Here is a 21,326-nt window from a genome sequence, read left to right on the forward strand (position 1 = left end):
GTAATTTGTTAATCAATTGTTACTATTGCGGTTTATAATGTTCTAAGTGTATTGGGTATATCCTCATGAAACTAAATTTGTTTACTGGCGGCTTGTTGTTCTTGCTGGGGTTCGCCTCCACGGGCTTCGCGCAGCCGAGAACTAATAAAACAAACATTGATACCGCAACTGCCAACATCCGTCCGCTTGTAAACCGCGGTCATAGCCATAATGATTACCGGCAGAACATACCCTTTTTACAGGCCTACTACGCAGGCGCAGGCTCTATAGAAGCCGATGTGTATTTTCACAACGGTCGTCTATATGTGGCCCATGCTAAGGACGAGATCAGGGAAGGCTTTACACTTGATAGTGTTTACCTTAGGCCTTTAGTTGCCCTTTTCACTAAGAACAACGGCCGGCCGTATGCTGATTCATCTTTCTCGCTGCAGTTAGTTATTGACATTAAGGAAGACCATGAGCATGTGATACCTGAGTTGCTGCGTGAACTGGCACCTTATCAACGCATTTTCAATGATCCTGCAAATAAACATTGCGTACGTGTTGTGTTAAGCGGCGACATGCCCGAGCCGACGCATTTTACAGATTACCCAAGCTACATTCTTTTTGACGGACGGCCCTATACCAAATATACCGACCAACAGATAACTCGTGTCGCCATGATCAGCGATGCAATTACCGAGTATACAAAGTGGAACGGTAAAGGGACGTTAACCCGGCAGGACTCTATTAAGTTACGGCAGATGATTGAAGCCGCTCATCAGCGGCATAAGCCTTTCAGGTTTTGGGCTACGCCCGACAGCCCCAACAGTTGGATACAACTGGAAAAACTTGGCGCCGATTGGATCAACACAGACCACCCGCAGCAATTGCATGACTTTTACATTAACCGCAAAAAACTCCTTTTTACAAACCCTTCACCTTACCAGGTATATAAGCCAGCCTACAAGATTGATGGTGCTAACAAGAAGGTGAAAAACGTTATCCTGATAATTGGTGATGGCATGGGCCCGGCGCAATTGCAGGCGGGGCAAACCGCCAATCATGGTCAGCTTAATATTACACAGTGCCGCTTTATTGGCTTTTCGCAAACGGCTGCAAGCAATTCTGGCAACACCGATTCGGCAGCAGGTGCTACCGCTATGGCCACCGGTCACAAGACCAACAACCGCGCAATTGGTACAGGGCCTAACGACAAACCGTTAACTAACCTGCCCGACGCACTTTCAGTATACGGCATCCGTTCGGGTATTATAAGCAGCGGCGACATTACCGATGCCACACCGGCTGCCTTTTACGCGCACCAACCCGACCGTGATTCATCCAACGCAATAGCTGCCGACCTGCTGACAAGTCATGTTGATGTACTGATTGGCTCTAATCAGAAAAGCTTTCTTCAAAATAAGGACAAGGGGCTGATGAACAAGTTAAGTGCTGCCGGTTATCAGCTGCATGCACAATTAAACGAACTTAAAAAGGCAAGCGGCGGTAAACAGTTGGTGCTCTTAAGCGATGCTGACATCCGCCCGGTAAAAGACGGCCGGGGCGATATGTTAAAAACTTCGCTGCAGCAAACAATCCGCCTGCTGTCCAACAACAAAAAAGGCTTTTTTATAATGGCCGAAGGCGCGCAGGTTGACTATGGCGGCCACGGTAATGATTTGCCCTATGTAGTTACCGAACTTCACGACCTGGACAAAACCGTAGCAGAGGCGCTGAAATTTGCAGACCAGAATGGCGAAACCCTGGTGATTATTACTGCGGATCATGAAACCGGCGGCCTTAGCCTGCTTGATGCCTCAGCAAACAAAGGCATGGTACTGGGTTCCTTTAGTACTAATGACCATACCAGCATTAACGTACCGGTATTTGCTTACGGACCGCACGCGCAGGACTTTACAGGCACTTATCCAAATACAGCGCTGTATTATAAAATTTTAAACCTTCTTAAAGCCGCTAGATAGCGATTTAACATGCAAAGAAGATCTGCTTTAAAAAACCTGGGCGGCCTGCTGCTTGCCCCTGCCTTCACACTTCAGCAAAACACAGGCGCTAAAAAAGTAATGCGTATTGTGCATCTTACAGATGTACACCTGAAAGATAAATTTAACGCGCCTGCAAGGTACGCGCGGTGCCTGCATCATGTACAGCAGCAAGCGCCGCGTGTAGACATGATCCTGAACGGTGGCGACATTGTGTTTGACATGAACAAAGAGAACCTTGGTGTAATTGATGCACAATGGAAACTTACCAAAGACCTTCTACATAAAGAATGCAGCCTGCCGGTGAAATACTGTTTAGGCAATCACGATATCTGGTGGAACGAGAACACTAAGGGCCAGTCGATTTACGGTAAGAAATACGCTATGGATCAGCTTGGCTTAGGCGTACCCTATTACAGCTTCGAAAAGAACGGCTGGAAGTTCATTCTTCTCGACAGTGTTCATCTTGATGTTGATGGCACATGGTACATTGGCAAACTAGGTGACGAGCAGTTTGCCTGGCTGGAAAACGAGCTGAAATCCACCAACGCTGATACACCTGTTCTGATAATGTCGCACATACCTATTCTTACGGCTACCAACCTTATTGAAGATGACATTGTGAATAAATGGGTGATGCTTGGCGGGGATATGCACACCGATACATCGAAGATCATTTCGTTGTTTTACAAACATCGTAATGTTAAACTCTGCCTCAGCGGGCACATCCACCTTCGCGAGAAACTGGTTTATAATAATGTTACCTACATATGCGATGGCGCCGTAAGTGGTGCATGGTGGGAAGGCAACCGGCGCGAAACTGCACCCGGCTACGGGTTAATAGACCTTTACAGCGACGGCAGCTTTACAGAAAGCTATATTAATTACTAGGCTCAGCTTAACACAATGCCTTCTTTAAGAGCTTCTTCATAACGTTCTTTAACAAAGCTGTACAAGTGTGGCGAGCGGTGCGCTCCTATACTCCGTTTCTCGTCAAGCTTCGCTAACAAGCCCAAGGCAACCAGCTTTTTTGTAAAGTTACTTACATCCAGTTTTTTGCCAAGCATCGTTTGATACAGCGCGTGGATCTCTGATAGGGTGAACTTGGCGGGCAGCATATTGTAACCTATTGGGTAATGGTACAACTGTACACGCATGGTGTGCAATGCCTCGCGCACCATTTCGTCATGATCAAACTCCAGTTTGGGTAGGCTGTCTATATCAAACCATGCGCATTCTACAGCAAGAAAGCCTGGCTCAAGCACGGTACGCGAAAAATCTGTAATAGCATAAAACCCTACCGATATGGTCTGATCTATCAACCAGTTGTCTTTAGTAATTTTCACGCCCATTATACTGTACCAAAGCTCCTCATCAAATTCTTCAAACTTTACACGATGAGGGTCACCAAACGTTTTAAATTGCTGCAGAAAAAGGCCATCCACACCGGTGCGTTCTTTTACGTTCCGGGCGGCTGCCTCTGCAAGTTTTTCCGTCCGCTTTATGTAACCGCCGGGCAGGCACCAGCCATCAACAGCTTTGTGTTTTATCAACAAAAGCTTTAACTGTTGCTCATGATAGCCAAAAATGGCACAATCTAATGACACATGCGGAATGTAAATACGGGCACCATTAAGTACAAACTCGTCAATCTCCGCTTGTGTAATCATCCGTTAAAAGTACTAATCCTTATTATAACTCTTGGTGAAATTTTTATTTAGTAAAATTTACTATTTGTAACACTTTATTTAATACCTTCAATTTACAAACCACCAATTAGCCAAAACCAATTATGATGAAAACTAACAGACGAGCTTTTATAAAGCAAACTGCCTTGGGCGCCGCAAGCTTAGCCGCCGCTGCATCTGTGCCGCAATATCTATATGCTGAAAGCAGTAAAGATTTATTTTTTAAAATAGCAGTTTCACAGTTCTCGTTCGCCAGCCAGTTCTGGTCGGGACAATTGAAAGCGCTCGACTTCCCTGCAAAAGCAAAAGAGCTTGGCATATCAGGGTTAGACTACTGCTCCATGTTTTTCGCAGATAAAGCTAAAGACAGCGCTTTTTTAGCTGAGCTTAAAAAGCATTCGGAAGACGCCGGCAGTTACAACCTGCGGATAATGATTGATGGTGAAGGTGTTTTAGGCGACTTAAACGAGACCACCCGTTTGAAAGCGGTAGACAATCATCACAAATGGATAGATGCCGCTGCCGCGCTTGGATGCCCTATGATACGCGTGAACGTTGAGGGAGATGGTGACCCTGCCGAAGTGGCTAAGGCAGCAGCCGACAGCCTCAACCGCCTTATTGAATATGGCAGTAAGAGCAAGGTAGACGTTATAGTGGAAAACCACATAGGCATATCCTGCAACGGAGATTGGCTGGCCGGAGTTATGAAACAGGTGAACAGCAAGCACTGCGGTACATTAGCCGATTTTGGTAACTTTTGCATAAACCGCACTAAGCCGAAAACAAACGACATTGCCGGGTATATGGAAACCAGGTGCCTGGAAGAGTACGACAAGTATAAAGGCATTACTGAATTAATGCCGTTTGCTAAAGGAGTACACGCTAAATCGCATGTATTTGCTGCCAATGGCGACGACCCCGAAACCGACTTTTACAAGATGTTCAAGATAATAAAGCAGTCGGGCTTTAAAGGCTGGGTGAGCATCGAGTACGAAGGCGGCTTATTAAAGATGTACAGCAAAGACGCCAAGTACCTGGATGATTATGCCGGCACCACAGCAGTCAAAAACCTGGTAGAAAAAGCAGGCAGAATAGCTTAGCAATATTGCGTTACTTAGCAGTTAGCCGGAGTATCACTACATCATGCATCGGAATTTCCTGCTTAAAGTTGCCCTTAGTTGTACCTGCGGCTTTTTTTGCCCAAAGATCGCGGGCGGCGTATTGCCTGGTATTAAAGCTGATGTTTAATCCGGTGGTTTTGTCTTCCAGGTTAAGGTTGGCCCATTTTATATCCAGCTTTTGCGATTTGGCCGATCTGTTAAGAAAGCACACGGCAACATCGTTGTTTTTTAAAGGCTTAATCCAAACTTCTATACTGTCCGGCAATGCTTTTTTATATGCTGCTACACCCAATTCATCCTGATCAATAGCGATCACTTCCTTATTGGTCAGGATGGATTTAGTTTGGTCTGACATTTTCCTAAGATCGTTTCCGGCAGCAAGCGGAGCAGACAGCATGCACCACATAGAGAAATGAGCCTTATCCTCGCTGTAGCTCATACCATTGCCAACCTCCAGCATGTCCGGATCGTTCCAGTGATTGGGTCCGTTAAACTGGCGGATGTTCACCTGCTGATCTAAAATATGCATTACACTAAGGGCGCTCCAGGTACCCATATGTTTGTCTTTATCAAAATTAGCAGTGATGTCTCCGGTAGTACGGTAAAGTTCGCCAACACCGCCGGCCCATTGCCATGGCTTATGGTTCCCCCATTCGCACAAGCTAAACACTATCGGCCTGGCGGTTGCTTTTAAAGCCGCACTCATAGTAATGTAAGCTTCACGCGCGTTCAGGCTGTCGGTATTACACCAGTCATATTTCAAAAAATCAACGCCCCATGATGCATATACCAAGGCATCCTGGTACTCGTGCCCGCGCGAACCCGGGTAACCGGCACAGGTTTTCCAGCCTGCACAATTGTAGATACCAAACTTCAGCCCTTTGCTGTGTACGTAATCAGCAAAAGCCTTCATTCCATTAGGGAACTTCTTCGGGTCGGCGACCAGATTGCCGCTGGCGTCGCGTTCCATGGTCATCCATCCGTCGTCCAGTACAAAGTACTTATATCCGGCATCGCGCATACCCGATGATACATACGCATCAACCATACCTTTTAGCAAAGGTTCATCTATCCGCGTTTGAAAGGTGTTCCAAGTGTTCCAACCCATTGGCGGTGTAGGTGCAAGATTACCGGTCTGCAGCTTTGCTTTTGCAACCGCAACAGGGGCAGCAGCATCCTGTGCGTTAGCAGAAAAGCGGGTTAAACCCGACAAAAGCAGTGCGGCCAGGGCGGATAGTAGGTAGGATTTCATGATAATTGGTTCGCTAAATTGACAGATGCTATATACTCTCTCAGCAACTCAAAAATAGCAGGATAAACCAGGTACCGCTAGTACTTTCTTTACCTTTTTTGATGATTACTTTACCTCTTTAAGATAGCTAAGCATGTTTCCTTTGGGATTAGCACCTATTGCTTTCAATCGTTTGAGGTAATATGCTTTTACATCTTTCCACTCGTAAAAATCAGCATAAGCAGATTTTAATCCTGGAATGCTCGGGTCCTTCTCGTTCAGCAAGCAGCGTAGTAGGTATTTCCCTGAATTGTTGCGGTAAAGTATCCATTGTATGTTAGCGCTTAGCGGTATCACCTTGCCGGATTGCCAGTTCTTGTTAATAAGCTGCAAATAGGTCCCCATGTTGGTGGTGGTATTTAGGTTAAGCAATGCAGCCAGGGGAGATATGGTCTCCGCATGAGAGAACCTGAGGTTCGCGCTGATCTTTTTATCTGCAATGTAGTTATCCGTTGTTTGTATAAAATCCACCAAAAGTGGCGCAGCTATTTTAACCTGTATTCCGTTGATGTCGGTGCCAGGCCCCTTCTTAAAAAAATCTTCAGCTACATCAATCCGGCTAAGGGTAGCCAGCTCATCACAGGTAAAAAAACTCTGGAAACTAACATCCTGGCGGCGGTAACCAGCTTGCTTTATCTCCTGCTCCAGCGAATATACAATAGTGGCAAAGCCAAAAAGGTCGCTTACAAAAACGTCTTTATTATCAGCTGAAAGATTTTTTAAATAATCAGCTGTAAAGAAGCGTGCGGCAACACGCTCGTTCAGTTCAGGTATGCTCAGGTAGCTTTTCAGATCGGCAAGAACTTTCTTCCATGAGCCTTTTTCTTCAAATTCAAGGTAAGCCGGCGACAAGTCATAAAACCTCAGTGTAGTATCGTTAATGCCCGTCTCAATGATCTCGCAATTGCTTAAGAGTGGTTTCAATCCCTTCAGAAAAGCATCTGCGCTCTGGCGTGTACGTATCTCCTTAGTGACTGCCACAGTTACCTTGGGCCTGCCTGTAAATACGCTGGGGTTGTTTTTATATAACCTGCCGGCAATACCCATCAGCTCGGTTGCCCCTTCAGCAGAAATGTTTTTGGTGTTGCCTTTTTCTACCTTATCCAACACTCCTATCATTTTCTTCAATTGCTGTCCTAATGTGGTAAGCGCATTAGCACTGTCGGCTTTCGTAATAAGCCTGTAAATGTAGGCTGTCTGCGGCGACTTGGTAAGGTGCCTTGCCCCATGCCGGCCAACGTAGTTAACAAACACCGGTTTATAACCATCAGGTATTTTAACGTTATCTGCAAGTGGCGCTGTGTACAACGTTTTGGTTCCGAGGAAATCGGTTGTACATTCCTGAGCTTTCGCGGATGTTGCCATAACAGTAAAAAGAGCAACGGAAAAAAAGGCTTTTGCGATCATGTTATAATACTGGTTAAAGATAATTGCTACCATGGAAAGACAGCTACAGTTCGCGATAAAAACTGCGGTTTTTAAAGGTTTGTGCTCGCCGTATTGATAACTGTCTATAAAACAAAGATGGCTGTCCGCTTATTGCGAACAGCCACCTTTATGTATTTATATGTTTATTAGTTTACAGTACCTGGAGTAGTATAAGGAGTTACTTGTGGGTTGAAATTAGCCCATGTAGCAGTCCAGTCAGTAGTACCAAAGGCTCCTTTAAAGGCAACCTTTTCAAAGAATGCATCAGCAACTTTAGTATTGGTGAATAAAGCGCCAATTAAAGCTGGTGAAGACGCTAACTGTATAAAGTTAGGTACGCCAGCCCTTGCTGCAGGAGCAAGATCAGCGCCGAATTTATATGGATCTGTGTATATAGCAGCGGCGTAAGAGTCAGGCAGGAAAGTGTTATTAGGTGTACTTAGCAGTGGAGTAATTACGCCCAAAGCTGTTGCATTGGAAGCTTTTATCTGGTTGCCTTTGCTATTGCTGCCTACTATAACGTTGTTTGAAAAAATTGAGCGGCCAGCTACCAGATTAGCAGATGAATTTTCTGCGCCACCTGCTGGTAAGGCATCGTCATAAAACACACCTTCAGTATAACCTGCAATTACTGAATTGAAAATGCTGATAGATGAGTTACGGCGTATTTGAGCACCATGCTGGAAGTTAGCATTGATTGCTGAGAAAGTTGCCGATTCTTTTGGACCTAAAATGGTCATGTTTGAGAAAACAGCTGTAGTTTGAGGAGTAGCGTTTGTACCGGTTGCATTATTGTCAGACTCAAAACCATTCGAGCCAGATACGTCAGCAGTTGCTGCTAAGCGCTGTGCAAGACCGAATTGTACTTTACCTGAAAAACCGTTGTCAGTATCAAAGTCATCATCCCAGCTATCAATTGCAAGTAAGTGCTTGCAATTAACTGTACCACCAAACCATTCGAAAGCGTCGTCACCTGAACGGTAAACTTCAACATAATCAATAGTAGTACCTGAACCAACTGAACCAAAAGTTAAACCGTTGATCTCGTTATCAGGGCTCAATGGGATACCAGCATATTCAATACGCACGTACTTCATAGTACCTGAGTTATCAGCAGCTTCGGTACCACCATGTTTACCTTTGTCGGTAGCATCAGATATACCTTCAATAGAGATAGAAGTACCAGCATTGTTAGGAGCTTTACCTAAAAGGATAACGCCACCCCAATCGCCTTGTGAACGGCCGCCGGCGGCAACATTAGATGTAAATACAATTGGCTTATCTACAGTACCAACAGCTTGAATCTGAGCACCGCGGGTAATGATCAAAGCACCTTTAGTAGCCTTATCACCTTTGATGATAGTGCCCGGAGCAATAGTTAATACCGCGTTATTAGTTACAAATACGTTACCTTTTAATAAGTAGATTTTATCGGCTGACCAGCTGGTAGCAGTAGTAATATCGCCGCTAACTGTTACAACGTTGCCATCAGTAGGGTTTACTATGGGGCCACCGCCGTTGTCAACTGTGTTTTTAGAGCAACTTGCTACGAAAAGGCTAGTGCCTAAAGCCGCAATGAATAAAAATTTTTTCATCTTGATCATTTGTTTTTTTCTGTGTCCAAAGGAACTCTTCTCTCTTAAACTCAACATTACTTATCGTTTAAATAAGTGTTAAATAACAGTGGACTTTGTTAATACTATGTTAACTTATAAGGTGTAAGTAAATGAAAGTGAATAGTTTGACCCTGGCTTATAACTGCTTTGAGTGTAATCTCCGCTGTCATATTTTTTATTTTCGTTCTGGTCGTAGTAAAAGCCTATACGCTGGTTAAGTATGTCGCCGGCGTTAAATTTAAGTTCGCCTTTACCCTTCAATAGTTTTACCCCTAGTTGTGCATCTATCACACTGCGCGGCACTTCGTAAACGTTGGCATACTGGCCACCTGCAGCTACGCTGAGGCGCTGGCCTACGCGGTTGAACAGCGCATTAAAGGTTAGTTTATTTTGGAAGAAGGCATGCTGTACACCTGCGTTAATCACATACGGAGCCTGGCCGATCAACTGGCGTTCTGCATACTTAAGGTTAAGCCCTGAGTTTACCGGGTTGCGTGCCGTTGATTTTGCAACCGAAATGTTGGCATAAGCAGTAGTGTTCTTTAGAAAATCGCTAGCCTGTATAAAGTCAAGCGATTTACGCACTTCTAGCTCAACGCCGTACACTTTTGCATAGTCACTGTTAAAGTAACGGATGGTACGTGTAGAAGTAGCGTCGTCATTGTAAGCCTCGATAGCATTGTTAAACTTCTTGTAAAAACCCGATACGGAGAAGATCTGTCCGGCTGAAGGAAACAACTCAAAACGAACATCGAAGTTGTCGATATTGGTGCGTTTAAGCGTAGGTGTACCTTGTTGGAACGCCAGCAACTCATAATCGTAATAAGATGACGTTGCTAATTCCCTAAACTCTGGCCTTGCAAGCGTACGGGAGTAAGAACCACGCAGGTTTATTTTATCTGTAAGACTATAGGTTAAGTTTGCAGATGGCAATACGTCAGTGTAATTCTGATGAACCTTATCAGTTGGGTTGCTGTACTCGGTTGGGGTTACGTTTACGTTAAACTGCTCTACACGTGCTCCCCAAACTAAACGAAGTTTTTCGGTTAACTTGTTATCCAACATCAGGTATCCTGAATTGGTAAGCGAGTTGGCATTATAAGAGTCCGACGGTATGTTGCTGATCTCATTTAGATCGTAATAACCTGCGTTGATTAAATTCCTTGAGAATATTTGGTTAAGCGGCAGGCTTTCTATTTGCCTGGTAAGGTCAGGGTCATTCAATACCTGGTCGCTTAACAACGGGCCTAAGAACCGTACATTGTAAGCCCTGTCGCGGTATAAGCTGGCTAAACCTGCCTTAAAGGTAGATTGAGTAAACATCTTTATCGGCGTGCTGTAGTTTACACCGCCTGAATATGAATTCTCGTTTAACTTACCAAAGAGCGTCGAGTTCTCTTTAGTAAGAGATGATAACACTGCCAGGAACGGGTTGTCTGTACCCTGCTGACGGGTGTACAATGCTTTACGCTGATCTGGCTGATCATTAAGTACATTGCCGTAGCTTAAGTTCCAGTTGATTTTTGCTCCCTTTTCGCCAAGGGGGTGGTTACCTTCCAAAGTCGATTTGAAAAGCGCTTTTTGCTGTACGTCAAACGCGTAATAGTTTACGTCGAAACCAGAGTTGTTATGCCCGTTGCGGCCAAGGTATTGGTCATCAAATATCCTGTTGTACACGTTTTTAAATGTGATCTTGTTTTTACCGAAGGTGTAACCCAGGTTTAACAAAGCACCAACGTTTGTGCTGAACTTGTAAGCGTCGTCACTGTACTGGTAACCGTAGAAATCACGCTGAATATCGCTGTAAATATTTTGTGAGTTGCGGTAGGTAAGCGAGAGGATAGCGCCAAAACGGTTGCCGCTCTTCTCGTAATTTTTTACCTTACCAATAGAGAACTGGTAATTTTGAGTTGGCAATGCAGTATTTACATACCTGTTCCAGTCATTTGGTAATGAACGAAGCATGTTAAGGTTCTGCTCGGGAGTAAGGCCATTGGCTACCTGGGCAGATGAAGCAAACCCGTTAGCCAGTTGGCGTTTCCCGTTGTCGAAACCAAGGTAATCGGTTGCGTTGCGTGGACCGCTAATGAAGTCCTTAAAGGTAGAGGCAGTGTTATAACCTGCACCGATACCAAAGGAAATAAAGTTCTGATCTGGAAGGTCCTTTGTAGAAATCTGGATCAAACCACCGGCAAAGTCGCCCGGCTGGTCCGGAGAAGCTGTTTTGGTAATGGTAAGGTTCTCTACCAGGTTTGATGGAACGATGTCAAAAGAGAATGCTTTGCGGTTATTTTCTGTACTTGGTAATGAACCACCGTCAAGCGTCGCGGTGTTATAACGATCGCTTAACCCACGGATAACCACAAACTTGTTATCCTGTATGGTTGCACCGCTTACACGTTTTAAAACGTCAGCAGTGTTACGGTCAGGTGAGCGTTTAATCACTTCCGAGCTAACACCATCTGATATAGATACAGCGTTTTTTTGCACTGCGTAAAGCGACGCTACCGAAGCCTGGCGGTAAGTGGCCCTTACCACAACTTCTTTTAACGCGTTCGTGGCTGCCTGGGCTAGTGTAACGTCCAGATTGGTTACCTCGCCGGCTTTAACAACAATGTCTGATACCGATTTGCTTTGGTAGCCTATGTAGCGAACAACAATGGTGTATCTGCCCGGCGCAACTGCGCTTAGCAAGTATTTGCCTTCTACGTCTGTAGCGGCGCCTTTGGTAGTACCTTCTATATTAATAGTGGCGCCAATTAATGTTTCGCTTGTTTTTTGATCAATAATCTTACCGCCTATTTTGCCTGTGGTCTGAGCATTGGCAACCTGGATAAGTGCGGTAAATAAGATAATAGTTATTGCAGATATGAGTTTTTTCACGTTGCGGATTTTTATCGCCACAAAACTATTACCCTACTGTTAGCACAATGTTAGGTATGAATTAACATAACATCGTCTTTGTGTTAAGTCTGTGTTAACCACCTCCCGGCACCAGGGTTAACTACCAGTTAAGCAGCAATTAACGATTGCTGCGTTCAGGCATATGTAAACACTTAGCATGTTACGTTTACATCAACGCCGACGGATATGGGTGTTGGTGGCTTTTCCGCTGTTTAAAATCAGTTATTTGATTGCTCGAGCCTTTAAGTTTGGGTATATACAAGGTTATACATATTACAAACAGGGCTGCCGCCAGCATAATCAGGTCAATTGTAGTATAGCCCGCTTCCATAGTGATGTTTTTTATTGATGTAAAACTAGGCGCGACATTTAACAATAATGTTAAAGCTGTATTACCAAACAACTTAACCAAAAGCGGCCCGAATGCGGGCCGCTTTCGTTATGGCTTACGTACTATTATAAATAGCAAGTTAATTAGCTGGCTAACTTACAGCTCCCGTTTCAGCCCACCAATGTAATTGGCGACTTGCCAAACTTCTTTTTAAAAGAATGAGAGAAATGCGACAGGCTTTTAAAACCCAGATCGAGGTAAACGGCAGAGGGTTTTTGTTTTTTGGTTTCGATGAGGTATTTAGCGGCGTTCAGGCGCTTGTCCTGCAGCCAGTGGCGGGGCGCGGCGCCAAATGTTTTCTGAAAGTCGCGTTTAAACCCCGCCAGGCTACGCCCGGTAAGCTGCGCGAATTTTTCAACGGGAACATTAAACTGGTAATTACTTAGCATGAATCTTTCCAGGTCTATTTTGTGCGGTTCCGAAAAGTCGAACAAATAATTACGAAGGCCAGGTAACGCCAGCAAAAGCAATTTTACACCTTCTTTTACTTTGAGGATACCCATTTCGTCCGTCATAGCAGCTCCGGAGCTGCGGGCGTACGGAATTATAGACCTGAAGTAGCCCTGCAGAAAGTCGTTAGAAGGTATAAGGATATTTGGCGGGCCAACGTACTTCCGTTCTGCCTCAATCTTTTCTTCCAACGCTATCTTCCTTAACAGATCCTCCTGCAGCGATATTACTATGGTTTCATAGTTCCCGCCGGGCAGTGGTGTTTTAGAAAGCGTACCCACCTGATTCCTGCCAATCAGCAGCACTTCTTCCCCACTCATAGAGATGCTTTGCTCCGAAGTTTCCAGGGTTAACTGCCCCGACACCTGCAATATTAAAGTATGATGGTTCCAGATACAGATCTTCTCTTTACGCTCTGCAGAGAGGTAAGAATAAAAAATTACACCTGGGAGGATTTCTTCCGGACTAATCATTCAAGTTAGCGTTGCAAATAAGTGCCGCCAAGTATAGCACCAGTTGTAAAAGTAGTGTTTAAGGTGTTCATTTCTTCGGTGGTGAACACAATGTCCATTGCTGCAATATTCTCCGGCAAGCGCGATCTGCGGCTCATGCTCACCAACGGCATAATGTACTCCCCTTGCTGTTTTACCCAGGCTATTGCAACTTGTGTTGGCGTGTAGCCTTTATTGGCTGCTATTTGCTTTAATACTTCAACCTTCTGCAAGTTATGAGTCAGGTTTTCACCCTGAAAGCGGGAGAAATGATTACGATAGTCATTCTGCGGTAGCGGGGCCTTCATTTCACCCGTCAATAAGCCTTCGGCTGTATTAGCAAAAGCTACCACACTAACACCTAATTCTCTTGCTGCAGGCAGCAGTTCCGCTTCTATTTGCCTGTCGGCCAGCGAATATCCTATCTCCAACGCGCTTATCGGATGTACGCTGTTCGCTTTGCGAAGCTGGTCTGCTGTAATTTCTGATGCACCGATATACCGCACCTTACCTTCTTTAATCAGGTCGGCAACAGTACCAATAATATCTTCTACCGGTACACTGTTGTCCATACGGCTGGGCTGGTAAAGGTCGATGGTTTCAACACCTAAACGCGTTAGCGAATAGTTTATAAAGTTCTTTATAGCTATCGGTCGTAAATCCAAACCCAGCCATTGTCCGTTGTGAAAAATAGCGCCAAACTTCACACTGATAAAGGCATCATCGCGCCTGTCTTTAATGGCTTTGCCTATCAGCATTTCGTTATGGCCAGCGCCATAAAAGTCGCCGGTGTTCAGAAAATTGATGCCTTTGTCCAAAGCCTCATGTATGGTGGCGATGCTTTCCGTTTCGTCGGGCGTAGAGCCGCCCCATATAGACGACATCCGCATGCACCCTAAACCGAGGCCGGACACCAACGGGCCATTTTTACCTAACTGTATTTTTGAGATGTTTTTCATAAACACAAATATCAACGCTCAAGGCTACGCCAGGTTTCTTCTACGGCTCAAATATCATGCTTGTACAGCTCACTAAATTAGATTTGCTTCAAAGTCAGGCTTAATACAAGTGCTATTACAGGTCCGCTCGTTACTTAAACAACCTGGCAAACGGCCTTACTTTTTTCTTAATGTTAATTTGTTTGAACTGACCTACTTAACTTCTATATTTGCATATATGATCAAGAGGTCCGCAGCAATGTTAATGGCGCTACTGTATACAATTACAGCGGCTGGATTTGCATTGAACCTGCATTACTGCGGAGATCATGTGGCTGATGTTAAGGTGAACGCTCCCGCTAAAAGTTGCGTAAAGCCGATGGCAAAAGCCAAAATGAAATGCTGTAAAGACAGCAAGCTTGACGTAAAAGTTAAGGATGACCATCAAAAAGAGTCTACCTCCTTTTTCTCCCGCATTTTCGCGTTCGAGCTCCCGCGCTTTGCCGTTACCGATTTCCTGCTTGCCGCCCAACAAGCCTTGCTTGAAAAGTTAAGTTATCGCGGCCCGCCGCCCGGCTCTCCTGCCGAAGGTATTTCGGTGCTCATAAAAAATTGTGTTTTCAGGATCTGATAAGTTGAATGCTCCCCTGCAATTCACTTATAATAAATCATCAATTTAAGATCTCATGAAAGCTTTAAAAATCTATATCCTTCTTTTTATAGCAACTGTTACTGTTGCAAAAGCTCAGTTCACCAAGGCCGAATTACAAGTAAGCGGCCTTACCTGCTCGCTGTGCGCTAAAACCACCGAAAAATCTTTAAAAGCCCTTCCGTTTGTCGGCGAGATTAAAACCGACCTGATACGCAACGTTTACGTTATTACCTTTAAAAACGACGTACTGGTAGATTTTGATCAGATCAGTAAAAAAGTGAAAGGTTCCGGCTTTTTTGTAAACTACCTAAAGCCTACTTTCAACTTTAGCAATACTACCCTTGCCGACAATGCCTTTACCTATGGCGGAGACACCTACAAGGTTTTAAATGCCGAAAAGCCGTTAAGCGGAGAAGTATCCCTAATGATTGTAGATAAAGGGTTCCTGCCAAATTCGGTATCTAAAAAGTACCTGGGAAAAGCAGCCGATACTGCTGCACCGGCATCCGGCAAAGTTTACCACCTGGCTATTTAAGCGCCCAATAAATTCATATTTATGAAGCGCATTTTACTGGCTATTTGCCTGATGGCAATGGCATGTACCGTTTTTGGGCAGGAGTTATATGTAAATACGGAGCCTGCCAGCAATATGGCGGCCCGTTCCCTTGGTGTACGGATAGAGAACCAGGGATTCTTTTCACCGGAATTTAAAAACCGCACCACGTTGGAGGCCATGTATGGCGCCAGCGGCAAACTGATGCTGCATGGCGCGGCTTACCTATCTGATTTTTACCGGCAGAAACAATCCTTTGAGGGCGGAAGCGTTTATGCCAAGTACCGTTTCTTTTCGCAGGACACTGTTCACGCGCACTTCCGCGGGGCCGTTTTCGGGAAGGCGGCTATCAGCCGTAACCCATACAGCCTGCAGGAAATTGCGTTGGAAGGCGATAACACCGGTTTACAGGGCGGGGTAGTTTTTACAAAGCTGATGCACAAGCTGGCGCTATCGGGTTCGGCAAGCTATCTGCGCGCGTTTGATAATTCGGGTGACGCTATGCCGTTAACGGGCGCTAAAAACGCCCTGGCTTACACTTTTTCTGCCGGTTACCTGCTGTTCCCAAAGCAATACAAAAGTTTCGACCAGGTAAACATGAACATTTATGCCGAGTTTTTGGGCAAAGCGAATTCCGGTTATGGCCAAAGCTACCTGGACGTAGCGCCAGCCATCCAATTCATTTTTAATAGTGTTTGCCGGCTGGATTTCTCCTACCGCACGCCGCTGTTTAATTCAATGGAACGCAACAGCAAGAATATGTACCTGCTGCGCTTTGAGTATAACTTCTTTAATCTATGACAATCATGAACAGATATATAGTACTCCTCCTGTTTTACGCCTGGGCCTTAACAGCCAACGCGCAAAGCATGGAACACATGCAACATAGGGAGCATGATACTACAACAAATAAGCCTGCGCCAAAAAAGGCTATGGAGCATGATCATATGAATATGCAGGGCATGATACACGGCGACACGGCTAAATACATGATGATGACCAGCCAGTTTTCGCTGGACCTGCCCATGAACCGTGATGGGTCCGGCACATCATGGATGCCCGATGAAACCCCGATGTACATGTATATGATGCATGGCAAAAAGTGGATGCACATGGTACACGGAAGTGTGTTTGCACGCCATACCAACCAGGACTTGTTCAACAAAGGCAGCCGCGGAGGCAAGCAGTTTGATGCGCCAAACTGGTTTATGTACATGGCGCAACGCAAAGTGGGCAGCAACGGGCTGTTTGCCGTAAACACCATGTTCTCGTTTGATCCCTTTACGGTTGGCGCTGGTGGTTATCCTTTACTTTATCAGACAGGCGAATCGTACAAAGGGAACAAACTGGTAGACAAGCAGCACCCTCATGACCTTTTTGCAGAACTGAACATTGGTTACACGCAACGCGTTGCAAAAAACACGGATGTATCACTATCTGTAGGTTACCCAGGCGAACCTGCTTTAGGGCCGCCGGTGTTTATGCACCGCATCTCGGCCATGAACAACCCCGATGCACCCTTGAGTCATCATTATGCGGATGCAACGCATATTACGTTTGGAACAGCAACGTTGGGTTTCAGGTACAAGAACGTAAAGCTGGAAGGGTCCGTTTTTACCGGACGCGAGCCCGACGAGCACCGTTATGGGTTTGACAAGGCGAAATTTGATTCTTACTCGGTACGCTTATCTGTAAACCCGTCAAGAGAATGGGCTTTACAGGTGTCTAACGGCTGGCTCAAGAGCCCCGAAGAAGCTGAGCCGCAGGAGAATGTGGATCGCTTTTCGGCATCTGCCATCCACACCAAAATGCTGAACGACGACAGCTATATTTCGACTACCCTGATATACGGGCAAAACTCACATGATGGCCGCACCGAGCCCGCCGTATTGCTGGAAAGCAGCCTGCAGCTTCATAAGACGGCGGTTTATGGCCGGTATGAATTTGTACAAAAGGATGCAGAAGAATTGGACCTTGAAGCCGAATACCCCGGCGACCCGAGGTTCAACATAAATGCCTTCACGCTTGGTGTTAACCACATCCTGACAACCTTTAAGCAAACCAACCTTACTGCAGGGCTGCAGGCTACGGTAAACGCATCGCCAACGGTGCTTAGGCCGCTGTATGGGACTGTTCCCATTGGGTTCCAGGTGTACCTGCGCATCACGCCCGCACTCATTAAAATGGGTGGCAAGCGAAGCAGCATGAACACCATAAGTATGTAAAAAAGGCGGTCTTTTCAGACCGCCTTTTTTGTTAAACAGTGCTTGCCATTTACACCTGTAATAAATACTATTACTTGCAAATTTATGTTAAAATAGCCTGCAAAATAAGTGTGGTTTTTGCAGGTTGCTGTTAAGATTTCCTGCCAAAAACCTGCTTATTGATGCTATTTACAACGATTTTTCAGAGTTTAGGCGAGCTGTTCAAAAGTGTTCAAATCAGCATCGACTCAAAAAAAGCTGAACACTTTTGAACACTTTACTGCACCGGGTTAAATTTCTTAATGGTCTCGGTAAGGTGTGCCAGGTGGTGCTTTCCGTGCCAGGCATAAAGCGCCAGACCTTTTTTCAAGGTCACGGCCTCACCGGATGCCGGGTGGTAAAAAGTACGGTCCCACTGCTCCTCGGTAAGTGTCTCAAATAAAGCCACCATGTGTATGTGTATGCCTTCCAGCATCCTCAGCGACGGCTCCGGTGCCAGGCGGTAGTCGGGTAACAGCGCCCAGTCAGCTTCCTCGTAAGGCTTTATGGTTGGGTTTTCCTCGGTAAGTGCAAGCTTAAACCGGGTAAGCGAATTCATGTGGCTGTCTGCCACATGGTGTACAACCTGGCGCAGTGTCCAGCCTCCGGTACGGTATGGGGTATCTAACTGACGATCGTTCAGGGGCATTATGGCATTGCGCATTTTGCCCGGCAGGTTACGCACCTCGCTAATCCATTTGCGCTTATCTTCAGCTATATAGGTTACCGGCGGTACAAACTTCCCAATAGGGTATTTCATTTGCTCGTCTGTCATATCTTTTCGTTACGTTAGGAGAATTAATTTATACAGTCCTGATAAGGATTTGCCCTAATTTAGCGTTTTGTAGTTGTTTTGCTAACCGATGATCAAAAAAATACTCCTCCTTCTATCGTTTTTTATTTCCACCTATACCCATGCTGAAACTATTAAAACAGATGTGCTGGTGCTTGGCGGCGGGGCCAGCGGAGTTGCAGCAGCTATACAAAGCGCCCGCAGTAATGTAAAAACATTATTGGTAGAACAGGGACCATGGTTAGGCGGCAGCATGACCAGCGGCGGCATGTGCATACTGGAAGCGAACCGCAATTTACCATCCGGCATTTATGCAGAATTCAGGAGCAGAATAAATAATTACTATAAAGCGCGGCTTGGATATGATACCACAAAAAACGCGGTGCTCGCATTCGAACCATCAGTAGGCGCCTCCATCCTTAAAAAATGGACGGATACTGTTAAGAACCTGACAGTTAAACTAAATACACCTTTTACCACAGTAAAAAAAGATGGAACAGGCTGGGAGGTTGGCATCACTATAAACGGCAAAACGGATATCGTAAAGGCCCGCGCACTGGTGGATGCAACCGAACTTGGTGACGCAGCTGCAAAGGCGGGTGTACTATTTAATAGCGGGTTTGACAGCCGAAAAGATACAGGCGAACAGCAAGCACCAGACAATGCCACCAACCAGATACAAGATATTAGCTGGATAGCCATACTCAAAGATTTTGGCAAAGCAGCCAATAAGACCATAGCAAAACCAGAAGGTTATACCCCGTCTTTATACGCTTGTTTAAAGAAAGCTTCCATCCCTAAACTGCTGGCAAGCGGCGCGCTCATCAATGACAAGTACATGATCAATTGGGCGGATTGCGGCAACCAGTATTCTGTAACTTCAAACGACTTGTTACCCGAAGATCGGGAGAATACTTTTAAACAGGCACGTCTCCGTACGCTGGGGTTAATCTACTATTTACAAACAGAACTTGGGTATAAGAACCTTGGCCTGTCAGATGAGTTTCCAACTAAAGATCACCTGCCTCTTATACCCTACATTCGGGAGAACAGGCGGGCCATGGGCTTGGTGCGCATGGTACTTGACGATATTTACACACCTTATGACCGAGGCTCAAAACTTTACCGCACATCCATCGGCATAGGCGATGCTATGCCTGGGCAGAGTTACATTACACCGGGAGCACCTAGAATAAAATACCCGCCGTTTCCAGGGTACACTATTCCACTCGGCGCAGTAATGGCCAAAGATCAGGAAAACCTATTCGTTACTGAAAAGGCGCTGTCTGTAACTCACCTTGTAAATGCCAGCACTATGTACCCTTCAGTACAAATGACACTCGGTCAAGGCGTGGGGGCTTCTGCGGCATGGTGCGCTTTTTTTAAAAAGACCACAAAAGAAATTGATGCCCGTAAAATCCAGGAAGAGATCATGATCTATGGCGGCTCGATTATGCCGTTTGCAGATATCCCAAAAACAGATTCTGCTTACCGCGACGTACAGCAGATTGGCGCTACTGGCATGCTACATGGTATCCGAAAGATTACCGGCAACACTGCACAGGTACTTTTCATGCCTGATACCATTGTTTATACCGCAGAAGTTAAACCGTTCCTGAACGACGCTTACACGCGTTCGTTCCTTTGGTTCAATCGTACCAGCCCTGGTGAAAAATTCACATTAGGAAACCTGCTGTCCTACATTAGCGAGATGTCACTTACTGATCCGCAAACCCTTCAGAGGGTTATGCAGGCGAACTGGAAAACCAAATACAAGTTCAGCACGACTTTTGATATGAGCAGGCCGGTTACACGTCGCGAGTTTGCAGTTCTGGCCAACCGGTATCTCCGCCCTTTCGCACGAAAAGTAGATCTCACAGGAAAACTGGTTAATTAACTGCTATGTGATGTTTGTTATTGATTACCCCGATTTGATACCTTTGCGGGTATGGACACCATTAACTGGCACGACTTCGAAAAGGTAGAACTACGAGTGGGTACGATATTGGAAGTGGCTGATTTCCCCCAGGCGCGAAAACCTGCTTACAAAATAACAGTTGACTTTGGCCCATTCGGCGTTAAGCAATCCAGCGCCCAGGTTACCAAACATTATAGTAAAGAAGAACTGCCGGGCAGGCAAATAGTAGGTGTAATAAATTTCCCTAAAAAACAGATAGCCAACTTTATGTCGGAGTTTTTGGTAACCGGATTTGCTGACGAAAATGGCGACATAGTACTAGCCGCAATTGATAAACCAGTACCAAACGGCAGTAAGCTAATATAAATGAGATACGTAACTTTCGATGACGAACCAGCTATATCGCCTGACGAATTCTTTATGAACGAGGCGCTTAAGGAAGCGCGACTCGCACTTAAAGAAGATGAGATACCCATTGGCGCTATTGTGGTGTGTAAGGGACAGATTATTGGACGCGGGCATAATTTAACCGAAAGGCTTAATGATGTTTCGGCGCATGCAGAAATGCAGGCGCTCACCGCTGCAACCAATTACATCGGCGGCAAGTACCTTAAAGAGTGTACCCTTTACGTAACGCTGGAACCCTGCGTTATGTGCGCCGGAGCAAGCTACTGGTTTCAAATAGGCAGGATAGTATTCGGCGCTTACGATACCCGTATGGGTTTCGGCAGGCTTAATCAAAAGATCACCCATCCCAAAACACTCGTTACAGGAGGGATATTTGAAAACGAATGTTCACAATTGGTGAAAGATTTTTTCAAGAGCAAGAGATAGCTAGCCGAACTATTAAATGACATTTCTTTAGAA

Annotated in this window: 19 protein-coding genes; 10 read left to right on the plus strand and 9 right to left on the minus strand. The window is 45.4% G+C overall.

All coding sequences use genetic code 11. From position 1 onward, the window contains the following. Positions 1 to 65: 65 nt before the first annotated feature. The gene (locus AC59GT_RS11920; RefSeq protein WP_497237839.1) at positions 66 to 1,964 is read left to right on the plus strand and encodes an alkaline phosphatase; all 1,899 of its coding nucleotides are present in this window, start codon (positions 66 to 68) and stop codon (positions 1,962 to 1,964) included. A 9-nt stretch (positions 1,965 to 1,973) separates the two neighbouring features. Beyond that, a complete protein-coding gene (locus AC59GT_RS11925) occupies positions 1,974 to 2,873 on the plus strand; it encodes a metallophosphoesterase family protein (protein WP_497237840.1) in 900 nt (299 codons plus the stop codon). A 2-nt stretch (positions 2,874 to 2,875) separates the two neighbouring features. Here AC59GT_RS11925 and AC59GT_RS11930 read toward each other — a convergent pair whose 3' ends face one another. Next, positions 2,876 to 3,652 carry an NUDIX hydrolase gene (locus AC59GT_RS11930; RefSeq protein WP_497237841.1) on the minus strand — a complete coding sequence of 259 codons (777 nt, stop codon included), beginning with the start codon at positions 3,650 to 3,652 and terminating at the stop codon, positions 2,876 to 2,878. 122 nt (positions 3,653 to 3,774) lie between these two features. On the opposite strand from AC59GT_RS11930, the gene AC59GT_RS11935 reads away from it, so the two are divergent. Next, positions 3,775 to 4,770, plus strand: a complete 996-nt coding sequence (locus tag AC59GT_RS11935) for a sugar phosphate isomerase/epimerase family protein (protein WP_497237842.1) — start codon at positions 3,775 to 3,777, stop codon at positions 4,768 to 4,770. 10 nt (positions 4,771 to 4,780) lie between these two features. Here the strand turns inward: AC59GT_RS11935 and AC59GT_RS11940 are convergent, their stop codons facing one another. The 7 genes from AC59GT_RS11940 to AC59GT_RS11970 all read right to left on the minus strand — a co-directional run bounded on the left by AC59GT_RS11940 (position 4,781) and on the right by AC59GT_RS11970 (position 14,321). After that, a complete protein-coding gene (locus AC59GT_RS11940; RefSeq protein ID WP_497237843.1) occupies positions 4,781 to 6,043 on the minus strand; it encodes a glycoside hydrolase family 27 protein in 1,263 nt (420 codons plus the stop codon). A 105-nt stretch (positions 6,044 to 6,148) separates the two neighbouring features. Next, on the minus strand, positions 6,149 to 7,447 hold the full coding sequence (locus tag AC59GT_RS11945; RefSeq protein ID WP_497237844.1) for a histidine-type phosphatase: 1,299 nt from the start codon (positions 7,445 to 7,447) through the stop codon (positions 6,149 to 6,151). A gap of 209 nt (positions 7,448 to 7,656) precedes the next feature. Beyond that, positions 7,657 to 9,105, minus strand: coding sequence for a beta-helix domain-containing protein (locus tag AC59GT_RS11950; protein WP_497237845.1), 1,449 nt, complete (start codon positions 9,103 to 9,105; stop codon positions 7,657 to 7,659). A gap of 114 nt (positions 9,106 to 9,219) precedes the next feature. Next, entirely contained in the window at positions 9,220 to 12,009 is a 2,790-nt protein-coding gene (locus AC59GT_RS11955) for a TonB-dependent receptor (RefSeq protein WP_497237846.1), read from the minus strand. Positions 12,010 to 12,196: 187 nt separating this feature from the next. Then, entirely contained in the window at positions 12,197 to 12,361 is a 165-nt protein-coding gene (locus AC59GT_RS11960) for a hypothetical protein (RefSeq protein ID WP_497237847.1), read from the minus strand. A 170-nt stretch (positions 12,362 to 12,531) separates the two neighbouring features. Then, a complete protein-coding gene (locus AC59GT_RS11965; protein WP_497237848.1) occupies positions 12,532 to 13,344 on the minus strand; it encodes a helix-turn-helix domain-containing protein in 813 nt (270 codons plus the stop codon). A gap of 5 nt (positions 13,345 to 13,349) precedes the next feature. Next, positions 13,350 to 14,321: an aldo/keto reductase gene (locus AC59GT_RS11970; RefSeq protein WP_497237849.1), complete on the minus strand. Its 972-nt coding sequence runs from the start codon at positions 14,319 to 14,321 to the stop codon at positions 13,350 to 13,352. A gap of 217 nt (positions 14,322 to 14,538) precedes the next feature. On the opposite strand from AC59GT_RS11970, the gene AC59GT_RS11975 reads away from it, so the two are divergent. From AC59GT_RS11975 to AC59GT_RS11990, 4 genes are read left to right on the plus strand one after another with little or no spacing between them, the layout of a single operon-like run. Next, complete coding sequence (locus tag AC59GT_RS11975; protein WP_497237850.1) at positions 14,539 to 14,931, plus strand: HYC_CC_PP family protein; 393 nt, start codon at positions 14,539 to 14,541, stop codon at positions 14,929 to 14,931. Between the two features lie 55 nt (positions 14,932 to 14,986). After that, positions 14,987 to 15,487: a heavy-metal-associated domain-containing protein gene (locus AC59GT_RS11980; RefSeq protein ID WP_497237851.1), complete on the plus strand. Its 501-nt coding sequence runs from the start codon at positions 14,987 to 14,989 to the stop codon at positions 15,485 to 15,487. 21 nt (positions 15,488 to 15,508) lie between these two features. Further along, on the plus strand, positions 15,509 to 16,306 hold the full coding sequence (locus tag AC59GT_RS11985) for a hypothetical protein (protein WP_497237852.1): 798 nt from the start codon (positions 15,509 to 15,511) through the stop codon (positions 16,304 to 16,306). Positions 16,307 to 16,311: 5 nt separating this feature from the next. After that, the gene (locus AC59GT_RS11990; protein ID WP_497237853.1) at positions 16,312 to 17,730 is read left to right on the plus strand and encodes a hypothetical protein; all 1,419 of its coding nucleotides are present in this window, start codon (positions 16,312 to 16,314) and stop codon (positions 17,728 to 17,730) included. Between the two features lie 256 nt (positions 17,731 to 17,986). Here AC59GT_RS11990 and AC59GT_RS11995 read toward each other — a convergent pair whose 3' ends face one another. Continuing rightward, positions 17,987 to 18,523 carry a YfiT family bacillithiol transferase gene (locus tag AC59GT_RS11995; protein ID WP_497237854.1) on the minus strand — a complete coding sequence of 179 codons (537 nt, stop codon included), beginning with the start codon at positions 18,521 to 18,523 and terminating at the stop codon, positions 17,987 to 17,989. 88 nt (positions 18,524 to 18,611) lie between these two features. Here AC59GT_RS11995 and AC59GT_RS12000 point away from each other — a divergent pair, with 88 nt between their 5' ends. From AC59GT_RS12000 to AC59GT_RS12010, 3 genes are read left to right on the plus strand one after another with little or no spacing between them, the layout of a single operon-like run. Then, positions 18,612 to 20,438, plus strand: a complete 1,827-nt coding sequence (locus AC59GT_RS12000; RefSeq protein ID WP_497237855.1) for an FAD-dependent oxidoreductase — start codon at positions 18,612 to 18,614, stop codon at positions 20,436 to 20,438. A gap of 51 nt (positions 20,439 to 20,489) precedes the next feature. Next, positions 20,490 to 20,825, plus strand: a complete 336-nt coding sequence (locus AC59GT_RS12005) for a tRNA-binding protein (RefSeq protein WP_497237856.1) — start codon at positions 20,490 to 20,492, stop codon at positions 20,823 to 20,825. Beyond that, positions 20,826 to 21,293 carry a nucleoside deaminase gene (locus AC59GT_RS12010; protein ID WP_497237857.1) on the plus strand — a complete coding sequence of 156 codons (468 nt, stop codon included), beginning with the start codon at positions 20,826 to 20,828 and terminating at the stop codon, positions 21,291 to 21,293. The last annotated feature ends 33 nt before the right edge of the window (positions 21,294 to 21,326 follow it).

Source organism: Mucilaginibacter sp. 320_HR, assembly GCF_059691875.1.